The sequence below is a fragment of the Affinundibacterium danionis genome (assembly GCF_042432465.1).
GTDB lineage: Bacteria > Pseudomonadota > Gammaproteobacteria > Burkholderiales > Burkholderiaceae_D > Undibacterium > Undibacterium danionis.
Map to the genome: position 1 here is coordinate 86,498 of NZ_JBHLXJ010000012.1, position 10,798 is coordinate 97,295.

The 10,798-nt window shown below is 48.7% G+C and carries 9 protein-coding genes; 1 reads left to right on the forward strand and 8 read right to left on the reverse strand.

The genetic code is table 11. The features are described 5' to 3' along the window. Positions 1 to 67 precede the first annotated feature (67 nt). The 8 genes from ACFFJH_RS11190 to ACFFJH_RS11225 form a co-directional block, all read right to left on the reverse strand. Positions 68 to 1,696: a methyl-accepting chemotaxis protein gene (locus ACFFJH_RS11190; protein WP_390212605.1), complete on the reverse strand. Its 1,629-nt coding sequence runs from the start codon at positions 1,694 to 1,696 to the stop codon at positions 68 to 70. A 253-nt stretch (positions 1,697 to 1,949) separates the two neighbouring features. Then, positions 1,950 to 2,192 (reverse strand): formate dehydrogenase subunit delta, encoded by a 243-nt coding sequence (locus ACFFJH_RS11195; protein WP_390212606.1) that lies wholly within the window; start codon positions 2,190 to 2,192, stop codon positions 1,950 to 1,952. Further along, positions 2,189 to 3,019, reverse strand: a complete 831-nt coding sequence (fdhD, locus tag ACFFJH_RS11200; protein ID WP_390212608.1) for a formate dehydrogenase accessory sulfurtransferase FdhD — start codon at positions 3,017 to 3,019, stop codon at positions 2,189 to 2,191. The genes ACFFJH_RS11195 and fdhD overlap by 4 nt, the downstream gene beginning before the upstream one ends. 17 nt (positions 3,020 to 3,036) lie before the next feature. After that, complete coding sequence (gene fdhF, locus ACFFJH_RS11205; RefSeq protein WP_390212610.1) at positions 3,037 to 5,952, reverse strand: formate dehydrogenase subunit alpha; 2,916 nt, start codon at positions 5,950 to 5,952, stop codon at positions 3,037 to 3,039. Between the two features lie 9 nt (positions 5,953 to 5,961). Beyond that, entirely contained in the window at positions 5,962 to 7,554 is a 1,593-nt protein-coding gene (locus ACFFJH_RS11210; RefSeq protein WP_390212612.1) for a formate dehydrogenase beta subunit, read from the reverse strand. Beyond that, complete coding sequence (locus ACFFJH_RS11215; RefSeq protein WP_390212615.1) at positions 7,551 to 8,066, reverse strand: NAD(P)H-dependent oxidoreductase subunit E; 516 nt, start codon at positions 8,064 to 8,066, stop codon at positions 7,551 to 7,553. Before ACFFJH_RS11215 ends, ACFFJH_RS11210 begins: the two co-directional genes overlap by 4 nt. 341 nt (positions 8,067 to 8,407) lie before the next feature. Next, complete coding sequence (map, locus tag ACFFJH_RS11220) at positions 8,408 to 9,175, reverse strand: type I methionyl aminopeptidase (RefSeq protein ID WP_390212625.1); 768 nt, start codon at positions 9,173 to 9,175, stop codon at positions 8,408 to 8,410. A gap of 8 nt (positions 9,176 to 9,183) precedes the next feature. After that, entirely contained in the window at positions 9,184 to 9,396 is a 213-nt protein-coding gene (locus tag ACFFJH_RS11225) for a ParD-like family protein (protein WP_212685195.1), read from the reverse strand. A 294-nt stretch (positions 9,397 to 9,690) separates the two neighbouring features. Here ACFFJH_RS11225 and ACFFJH_RS11230 point away from each other — a divergent pair, with 294 nt between their 5' ends. Beyond that, positions 9,691 to 10,653, forward strand: coding sequence for a hypothetical protein (locus tag ACFFJH_RS11230; RefSeq protein ID WP_390212617.1), 963 nt, complete (start codon positions 9,691 to 9,693; stop codon positions 10,651 to 10,653). Positions 10,654 to 10,798: the final 145 nt, after the last annotated feature.

The following is a 10,798-nucleotide window of genomic DNA, read 5'->3' on the forward strand; positions in this document are numbered from 1 at the left end:
TCCTGATTGTTTGCTATTTACTTTGTATTGTTTTTTGTAGTGCGTGCTCTTGGTAATTGAGCGCAACTCAAATTCCAATCAAAGCTGGCATTTCTGTTTCGTTTGAGCGTACCGTTATCGCTCGTTTTGCTGCAATGCTAGAAGTTGGCATAGGTATTTTGAATACGCTGACCGCTTGCACTAGTAGGCTCGCTTGGTGATCGAGCTCTTGCGTCGCAGCGGCAGCTTCTTCTACCAAAGCCGCATTTTGTTGTGTGACGGTATCCATCTGTCCAACTGCTTGATTCACTTGTTCGATGCCAGTGGTTTGCTCACGGCTGGCAGTGGTGATCTCACCCATCAAATCGGCGACGCGGCGCACATGTACGACGATTTCATCCATCGTGCTGCCTGCTTGTTCTACCAATCGGCAACCATCGCTAACATTGCTGACCGAATCGGTAATTAGCGTTTTGATTTCTTTGGCTGCCGCGGCAGAGCGGCCAGCGAGTGAGCGAACTTCTGAAGCAACAACCGCAAAGCCTCGACCTTGTTCACCAGCACGTGCGGCTTCTACCGCCGCGTTTAGTGCCAAGATATTGGTTTGAAATGCGATGCCATCGATGACGCCGATAATGTCGGCAATTTTTTTTGATGATAAATTAATCACTTCCATGGTGTGCACAACTTCGCTAACGACAGCACCGCCTTTAGCTGCGACTTGCGCGGCGGATTCGGCGAGTCGATTGGCATGTACACCCGATTCAAAATTATGTTTCACAGTCGATGCTAATTCTTCCATCGACGCTGCTGTTTCTTCGAGTGCGCTCGCTTGTTGTTCGGTGCGTGATGAAAGCTCCATATTGCCATCCGCAATTTCGTGCGAGGCTGTCGCCATCAATTCGGTGCCGTTACGCACATGATGCACAATCGTGATCAGGCTAGTGTTCATCTCTTGCATCGATTGTAGTAGTTGACCACATTCATCTTTGCTATTCACTTCGCCCACGCTAGTCAAATCGCCAGCAGCCACGGTGCGCGCAATATGCACTGCTTCGCTCAGTGGACGCGTAATCGAACGCGCGATGAACCACGCTAATCCCATGCCAAGCAATGATCCCGTTAGCATCAACCCGATTAATAAAAAACTAGCGGCTTGAATCCGGTGACGTACTTCTTGACTGCTATCTATCACGATTTGTTTTTGTAGTTTTGTCAGTGCGACGATAGGTTCTTGTAATGCGTCTAAAGCGGGTAGAGTTTCTCGATTCATCGTGAGCGTTGCACCCGCGCGGTCACCAGCATCAATTTGACGTGCAACTTTTGAGAATGAAGCAACATAGGCGATACGTCGCTCGGTTAAACTCGCTAAGTGAGCTTTGCCTTCTGGTAGATAAATTAATTGCTTGAGCGTGTCGAGCGCATCGCTAATAATTTTTTTATTATTTTCAATCGATTGTTTGATGGCTTGAACTTGCTTCGGATCTTCTGCAATTAAGAGTTCCATCGTGTTGCGCGCATTGGCTCGTGTGGTCGCATTGATGATATTGGCGGATTCTGCTTTCACCCAATCTTTTTCAATGATGCGCGTATTGACGGCATCGACTTCGGTAAATCGTAGCCAAGCGATGCTGCCCATGCCTAGCATCATTACTATTAGAATGCCAAAACCAATAGCGAGGCGTAAGCTTATTTTTAAATCGGAAAACTGTGACATAACGTGACTCCTGATTGGGAGGATGCTAGTGCAGCATCGAATTGGGTTGATTATCAACCTTGACCAAATCAAGTCTAGTCACGCCATCATGGTGTAGTAATACCTCAAAAGAACTAGATACTCGTTTTGTTGGAACTAGAGCTTTCTATTTGTTGAAAAAATGAAAGCTTCAATTGGCAAGTGCATTGAGAAAGCGTATTAAGAGAGCTCAGTGCTAAGGCTACGTGCGAAAGCCATATGCTGTTGGACACGACTATTGCTTGGAAGTAGCAATGATGTTGGCACGATGTTTCGTAATTGCGAGTGTGACGATGGCATTCAGTCCATCCGCTTGATTGGCGTCAAGTGCGGTAACCAAGGTTTGTCGCATTGCAGGAGTCCAAAACTTTTTCAAATGAGTGGCGATACCGTCTAAGGCTTCTTCCCGATCAGGGAAGCTTTCAAAAAAAGTGCCGATTTGATTCGCCATTTTGATGAGTTTGTCGAGAGTGTTCATGTTGTCGTGAAGTATAAACGTTGAAGATGGCAATAGACGCTAAAGTCTTGGCCTCTGGTGAAGCCGAGCAAACATAAACCAGCTTGTTGCGCGATATCGATGGCTAAGCTGGTCACGCCGGAAATCGCAGCGAGTAAAGGAATGCCTGCGTTGGCAGTTTTTTGTACCATCTCGTAGCTGGCGCGGCTAGTAACGCAGACAAAGCCTTGTGGCATGGCGATGCTTTGTCGTAGGCAAGCACCGATGACTTTGTCGAGCGCATTGTGTCTGCCGATATCTTCGCGAATGACGGCAATTGTTCCATCTGCATGGCACCACGCAGCGGCGTGACTGCTGCCTGTCGCTTCTAATAAATTTTGTTGCGTGCGCATCGCACTGCATGCGCTTGAAATCGCTGGTGCGGAAAAACGCATTTCGGATTGAATCGCCGCTGGTTGGCGTATCGCTTGCTCCAGACTTTCAACGCCACATAAACCGCAACCAGTGCGACCCGCCAGTTGACGCTTCTTGTCTTTGAGTCGAGCGAAGCAAACGCTGGCAATCGTGATGTCCAGTGTATAGCCTTGCGCTTCTTGCTTTGCTTCGCAATCATAGATTTGCGTAGCGTGGTCGATGATGCCCTCTGAATAAGCGAAGCCGTAGGCGAAATCGTGCAAATCACTTGGGCTCGCCATCATCACTGCAAAGGCAATGCCATTAAACACAAAAGCGACCGCAACTTCTTGCGCGATTTGGTCTTGCGCTTGTTGCAGTCGACCATCGCGCAAACGCATCACTGGCTGCGCTCGTGTATCTTGGGTCTGCACTTCTAAATCACTGATCGACATACTTGCATTCATCGTGTTCAAGTTGTTGATTGCGTCGTTGATGGCTGCTTTTTTTCAGGCCAGGCAACCTGTGCCAGCGCCAATTGTTCAGCATCAAACTCTTGTTGCGCTTGCTGCCATGCAGATTGTTCCATGCTTGGCTTGGCGGGCATGACTTGCACCGCGGTCACTTTGTACTCAGGACAGTTAGTCGCCCAGTCCGAATTGTCGGTGGTGATCACATTCGCCCCGGATTCAGGGAAATGGAAAGTGGTGTACACCACGCCCGGTTGCATAGTTTGTGTCACAAAGGCACGCAATACCGTATCACCGGCGCGACTTTCGATTTTGACCCACGCATCGTGTTGTATGCCACGTTCTTCTGCATCATGCGGATGAATGTGCAAACGGTCTTCGTGATGCCATTGGCTGTTCTCTGTACGACGGGTTTGCGCACCGACATTGTATTGCGACAGAATGCGTCCGGTGGTTAACAAGAGTGGGAATTTGCGTGTGACTTTTTCATCGGTGGCGACATATTGTGTGATGATAAATCGTCCTTTACCGCGCACAAATTGATCGACATGCATAATCGCGGTGCCAGTCTCTGCTGTGGTTTCATTGCATGGCCATTGCACGCTGCCATGTTGATCAATCTTTTCGTAACTCACGCCACGGAAACTCGGTGTCAGTGCGGCGATTTCTGCCATGATCTCGCTGGGGTGTTGATACTGCATAGGATATCCCAGCGCATTCGCCAGTTTCATCGTCACTTCCCAATCAGCATAACCAGCCTTGGCCGGCATCACTTTGCGCACGCGTGAGATACGACGTTCTGCATTGGTAAAGGTACCGTCTTTTTCGAGGAAAGAAGACCCCGGCAAAAACACGTGTGCGTATTTTGCGGTCTCATTCAAAAAGATATCTTGTACCACCAAACATTCCATCGCCATCAATGCGGCGGTGACGTGCTGGGTATTGGGATCGGATTGAACGATATCTTCGCCTTCGCAATACAGACCTTTGAATTCGCCTGCATGCGCAGCGTCGAGCATATTCGGGATGCGTAAACCCGGTTCTGGATTGAGTGTGACACCCCATGCGGCTTCGAATTGTGAACGCACCGTGCTATCAGAAATATGTCGATAGCCTGGCAATTCATGCGGGAAAGAACCCATGTCGCAAGCACCTTGCACATTGTTTTGACCACGCAAAGGATTGACGCCGACACCTTCACGACCGACGTTACCCGTTGCCATTGCCAGATTGGCGATACCCATCACCATGGTTGAGCCTTGCGCGTGTTCGGTTACGCCTAAGCCATAGTAAATCGCCGCGTTGCCGCCCGTTGCGTACAAGCGTGCAGCAGCACGGATGTGTGCTGCAGGAACGCCTGTGACAGACTCCATCGCTTCAGGTGAGTTATCAGCACGCGCCACAAATGCGCTCCATTCACGCCATGATTTGTCGTCGCAACGTTGTTGTACATAGTCTTGCGCGACTAATCCTTCAGTCACGATCACATGCGCTAGCGCACTGATGATGGCGACATTGGTGCCAGGTTTGAGTTGTAAGTGATAATCCGCTTTGACATGAGGTCCATCGACCAAGTCAATTTGGCGCGGATCAATCACGATCAATTTTGCACCTTGGCGTAGACGTTTTTTCATACGCGAGGCAAACACCGGATGCGCATCGCTTGGATTGGCACCGATCACCATAATCACATCGGCATGTTCGACGGATTTAAAAGTTTGTGTTCCTGCCGATGTGCCCAATGTTTGACCGAGCCCATAGCCAGTTGGCGAATGGCAAACGCGCGCGCAAGTATCGACATTATTATTACCAAAAGCTGCGCGCACTAATTTTTGTACGAGATAGGTTTCTTCATTGGTGCAGCGTGATGAGGTGATGCCGCCGATAGCGTCTTTGCCGTACTTGGCTTGTATGCGTTTAAATTCGGAAGCGGCATAATTGATCGCCTCGTCCCAACTCACTTCGCACCATGCATCATGAATACTCTTGCGTATCATTGGTTTGGTGACGCGATCTTTGTGGGTTGCGTAGCCCCAAGCAAAGCGTCCTTTGATGCAAGAGTGTCCTTCATTCGCTTTGCCATCTTTCCACGGCACCATGCGTACCACTTGGTTGCCTTTCATCTCTGCTTTAAAACCACAACCCACACCGCAATACGCGCAAGTGGTGATCTTGCTGTGCTCGGCTTGACCCAGCATGATCACGGTTTTTTCTTGCAAAGTCGCGGTAGGACAAGCTTCGACACAAGCACCACAACTCACACATTCTGATTCCATGAATGGCTGATCTTGGCCCGGTGAAACGCGTGCTTCAAATCCACGGCCGCTAATGGTTAAAGCAAACGTGCCTTGGGTTTCTTCGCAAGCCCGTACGCAACGATTACAAACGATGCACTTGGATGGATCGTAAGTGAAGTAGGGATTCGATTCATCTTTTTTGCTATCGAGATGATGCTTGCCGCCGCTAGTTTTACCATCGCCCGCACCAACACCGTAGCGCACTTCGCGCAATCCCGTGACGCCGGCCATGTCTTGCAATTCGCAATTGCCATTGGCAGCGCAGGTCAGGCAATCTAAAGGATGATCGGAGATGTATAGCTCCATCACGCCTTTGCGTAATTCTTGCAATTGCGGGCTTTGCGTTTTGACTTTCATGCCCGCTTCCGCAGGTGTAGTGCAGGAGGCAGGAAAACCTTTGCGTCCTTCAATCTCGACTAAACATAAGCGGCAAGAGCCAAATGGTTCTAAGCTATCGGTGGCGCACAGTTTAGGAACTTGCACACCAGCCTCCATCGCCGCGCGCATCAAGGAAGTACCTGCTGGTACGGTGACGATTTCACCGTCGATTTCTAAGCTAACGGTTTGTTCAGATTCGCGACGAGGTGTGCCGAAATCAGTATCTTTTAAATGAGAAAGCATCTTGTTCTCCTAGGCCTTGGATAGATCCGAAGCCGGATTTGCCGCTGTCAGACCAAAGTCTTGCGGATAATAATTGAGTGCAGAAATCACCGGATTGGGCGTCATACTGCCGAGTGCGCACAGCGAGCCGTACTGCATGGTGTGGCACAAATCGCGTAAGAGTTTTTCTTGCGCGGGTTTGAGTGAAGAATCAGCATTAGCTTGCACCAAACGTTCTATCACTTCGACTCCACGCGTGGAACCGATGCGGCAAGGTGTACATTTGCCACAAGATTCAATCGCACAAAATTCCATCGCATAACGCGCCAATTTAGATAAATCAGCGGTGTCGTCATGCACCACTATGCCGCCATGCCCTAGCGTTGCGCCAACCGCAGCATAGGCTTCGTAATCGAAGGGCAGATCCCAATATTGTTCTGGCACATAGCTACCAAGTGGGCCACCAACTTGCACCGCTTTGATAGGACGTCCACTGGCGCTACCACCACCAAAATCAAACAGCAATTCACGTAGAGTCACGCCAAAGGCTTTTTCGATTAAGCCACCGTAGCGGATATTGCCCGTGAGTTGAATCGGTAAGGTGCCAGTCGAACGACCTAAGCCCATGTTTTTGTAATAAGCCGCACCACGTTCAAGTATGCGCGGCACCGAGGCAAAGCTGATGACATTATTAATCACCGTCGGCGCGCCAAATAAACCTTGCATTGCAGGGATAGGTGGCTTGGCACGCACCACACCACGCTTGCCTTCAATGCTCTCTAGCATGGCAGTCTCTTCACCGCACACATACGATCCCGCTGCCTTGCGTACTTGCAAGTGAAAGCTATACGACGAGCCAACGATGCGATCGCCTAAGTAGCCCGCCTTTGTGGCGTTTGCAATCGCTGCTTGCATGACTTCAATCGCACGTGGATATTCAGAACGAATGTAGATGTATCCTTGCGTTGCACCTGTCGCGATAGCGGCGATGGTCATGCCTTCTATCAGCATGTAGGGATCGCCTTCCATCGTCATGCGGTCGGAATAGGTTCCCGAATCACCTTCATCAGCATTACAGACAATGTATTTTTGTGGCGCTTGCGCTGCTGCTACGGTTTTCCATTTAATCCCCGTTGGGAAAGCTGCACCACCACGACCACGCAGGCCAGAATCCAGCACTTCTTGTACGACCTCGGTAGGTGACATGCTCAAGCAGCGGCGTAAACCTGCAAAACCTTGATGCGCTTCGTAATCGCTGAGTGATAGCGGATCAATCACACCCATACGTGCAAAACACACGCGTTCTTGTTTCTGTAAATACGGAATCGCTTCGGTTAAACCGAGACTTAAAGTATGCGCGCCGCCACGTAAAAAATTAGCGTCGAATAAAACACTCACATCCTCTACTTGAACCGGACCGTACGCGATTCGTCCAGTAGTGGTTTCAGTAGCGGTTTCAACTTCCACCAAAGGTTCCAACCAAAACATACCGCGTGAGCCATTGCGAATTAAGTCGATCTCGATACCACGCTGTTGCGCTTGCGCGAGTATTGCCTGAGCAACCTCATCCGCACCCAAGGCAATAGCTGCGCTGTCGGCAGGCACATAAATACGAATACTCATTTCGTATTCTCCTTTGCTGGTTCTGCTGATGACGCGCTGCTAGTTTGCGTATCCTGATGACGTTTAAGCAGTTGATCAAAACGCGCCGCATTCACGCGTGCATACGGACGTTCATTCACACTGATTGCTGGTGCGGTTGAACAAAGTCCTAGGCAATACACGGGTTCTAAAGTAATCGCGCTGTCGTTACCTTGGCTACTAGCACGTTGGCAAGCATGTTGCCACAAAGCTTCTGCACCCATGGATTGACAAGCCTCGGCACGACAAACTTGAACGATAGTTTGTGTCGGTTGCTCTTGTCGAAAGTGGTGATAAAACGTGATCACGCCATGTACTTCTGCGCGCGACAAATTTAGCGCTTTAGCGATGATGGGTGTTGCGTCGGCGGGAATAAAACCGAGGCGATCTTGAATCGCATGAAGAATCGGCAGCAAGCCGCTTTGATGAAACTGTTCAGTCTTGTGTTCGAGAATCGCGTTTTGAACCGTCTCTTGTTGATGGTCGCTTAACATGGGCTATCCGCATCTTGGTTGGGGAATTGAGGGAATGTCTTTGCATCCTCTTTCGTATGCCATCATTGTGATAGAAAAAGCGACAATTTTCCAATTGAATTTGGATATAGGTGTTTCGTCCTTGATCTGCAGCGAAAAGTGGGGGAAATGTCCCCTCTCCCGCAAGCGGGAGAGGGCTAGGGTGAGGGCAGTTCAGATTGACGAAATGCATTTCGATGCCGCGTTCGATATTGAAAGCGTATGCAGGTAACGTGTTTTCTCGCTTATCAACCTCCCTCACCCCAACCCTCTCCCGCTTACGGGAGAGGGAGTAATATCAGAATCCGACTTGTGAAGCACTTTCAATCACCAAGCTTTTCATCAGGTCGCAAAGTCAAAACACGCACGCCATCTTTAGTCACCGCCACCGTGTGTTCAAACTGTGCCGACCATTTGCCATCCAGCGTCACCACCGACCAACCATCATCCTCAGTATCGACCGCGGCTTTACCTTGGTTAATCATCGGTTCTATCGTAAACACCATACCTTCGCGTAGCGTTAATCCAGTGCGTGGTTTACCCCAATGCAAAACCTCGGGTGCTTCATGCATTTCGCGTCCAATGCCATGCCCGCAATATTCACGCACCACGGTATAACCATGTTTGCGCGCATGGCTTTCAATCGCAAAACCAATATCGCCCAAACGCGCACCAGGCCGCACCGCCTTAATGCCTTTCCATAAGGCTTCGTAGGTCACTTGTACCAAACGCTTGGCTGCTGGCGCGACCTCACCGACTAAATAGGTCTTGCTAGAATCGGCAATAAAACCATGCTTCTCCAAGGTGACATCAAAATTCACGATATCGCCATTTTGCAAAATCTCGGTAGGCGAGGGCACACCGTGGCAAACCACATGATTGCGCGAAGAATTCAAGGCATAGGCATAACCATACTGCCCCTTACTCGCTGGTCGCGCTTGCAAATCCTGCGTGATGTAATGATCGACGATATCGTTGACCTGCATGGTTGACATGCCGATCAGATCAAGGTGATCCAAATGCGTAAATACCTGCGCTAATAATTTACCCGCCTCCGCCATCAAAGCGATTTCTTCAGGCTGTTTAATGATAGTGCTACTCATGCGCTCACCACCCGCAAAGCCTGCGTCTCCACCCCTGCGGCACGCATTTCCTCCGCCATGATTTGATGAAAACTCAAAGTCGGATGCATCTCACACAGCATCCCCACCTTAATCCAATACGCCGCCTGCGCATTAATCGAACGACAAGACACCGCACTCGCCTTACGCATTTGATCGTGTAACTCTTCATCGATATTGACAATGCCCATGAAATTTCCTTGATATGGTATGAATATGAATCGTATGTGAAGTATATAGTCTTGACTTGCTGTTGTGCAAGCAACTCATTGTTGATTCAGTTGCGGTGGATTCGCTCTGTTGCACAAAATGAGCACGCCTCTTTTGTCGATTCTGTTATACCGCGAAGTGAGTAGACATTATCAAGCTATGTAAAGCTGGATAAGGACTTTGAGCGGCTCGAAACTTTGTTGATCAAATTTTAAGGATGTGTTAACTTCGGTTTCTTTCGCTTTAAAACAAGTTAGATTTCACGAATCGGCCCCATGAGAAAAACACTAATCTTCGGCAATGGGTTAGGAATGGCTCTTAATCAACACCACTTCTACCTTCCCAATGCCCTACAGCACATTTGGGATGGCGATGTCCTTGACCCCGCTCATAAGCAGTTAATCTCTGCTTGTTTGCCACATCAGTTAGGAAATTGCCCGCAAGGTGAAGATGATCTGGACAAACTTCACGTCGCTATTTCTTCGTGTGAATATTTAAGCGCAATACCACAAATAAACGACCTGCACTGGCTGTCGCAATATGGCTGGGACTTTCCGAGCGTATGTCGATCATTCATTACGCAAGTAGCTACGGCTTTATATGATTTTGATAATCCGTTGCCTGAAGAATTTGGCACTCCACTCGTTGAATTTGTTAGAGCCACAAAAAGCCACGTTGCAACATTGAACTATGACAAGCTTTTGTACGAATTGTTTATTGACAACAACTTAGTAAGCGGGTTCAATGGCTCTCTCGTTGATGGCATTACCAATGCAGGATTCAACAGCGCACACCTTGAAAGAAAATGGGGGAATAATTTTGGATACTATTTACACCTACATGGATCGCCACTCTTCAAAAATAGAAATGGCGTAATAAGGAAGCTATCTAGGTTTGAACTAAACCCATTACTGCCCGAACCAAGCTCCCATATTGTACTAACCCATATTCGTCACAAACCAGCAGTCATTTCTTCATCAGAAATTTTAAGTTCATACTGGCAGCATCTCTATTTTTCACTTTCTGAATCCTCCGAGGCCGTCTTGTTTGGGTATTCTGGCTTAGATAAGCACCTCAATGAGCTGCTTTCGATATTTTCGCAAAGGCTTCAATTCAAAGTTGTGGAGTGGGCGGGTTCTGGAAACTATCAACAACGAGAAGTATTTTGGAATGGTGCTCTTAGGCAGAGCGTTAATTTAACTCATCTCGAAAGCATTCTGAATTTCGAGCAATGGTAATAGCTTCGACGCGAAGAAATCTAACGAGTAAGGTTAGATCGTGACGCGAAGCGGCCACGATCTGAACCGTTTGTTGGACGAGCCCGATTTATTTGCGTGTGTTTGGGGATGGCTTATGCAAATAGCTTTTGCCTGTTCGCACTGT

Coding starts and splice junctions, on each gene's coding strand:
- ACFFJH_RS11190 (WP_390212605.1), bottom strand. CDS start 1,696: ATGTCACAGTTTTCCGATTTAAAAATAAGCTTACGCCTCGCTATTGGT.
- ACFFJH_RS11195 (WP_390212606.1), bottom strand. CDS start 2,192: ATGAACACTCTCGACAAACTCATCAAAATGGCGAATCAAATCGGCACT.
- ACFFJH_RS11210 (WP_390212612.1), bottom strand. CDS start 7,554: ATGAGTATTCGTATTTATGTGCCTGCCGACAGCGCAGCTATTGCCTTG.
- ACFFJH_RS11215 (WP_390212615.1), bottom strand. CDS start 8,066: ATGTTAAGCGACCATCAACAAGAGACGGTTCAAAACGCGATTCTCGAA.
- ACFFJH_RS11225 (WP_212685195.1), bottom strand. CDS start 9,396: ATGGGCATTGTCAATATCGATGAAGAGTTACACGATCAAATGCGTAAG.
- ACFFJH_RS11230 (WP_390212617.1), top strand. CDS start 9,691: ATGAGAAAAACACTAATCTTCGGCAATGGGTTAGGAATGGCTCTTAAT.
- fdhF (WP_390212610.1), bottom strand. CDS start 5,952: ATGCTTTCTCATTTAAAAGATACTGATTTCGGCACACCTCGTCGCGAA.
- fdhD (WP_390212608.1), bottom strand. CDS start 3,019: ATGTCGATCAGTGATTTAGAAGTGCAGACCCAAGATACACGAGCGCAG.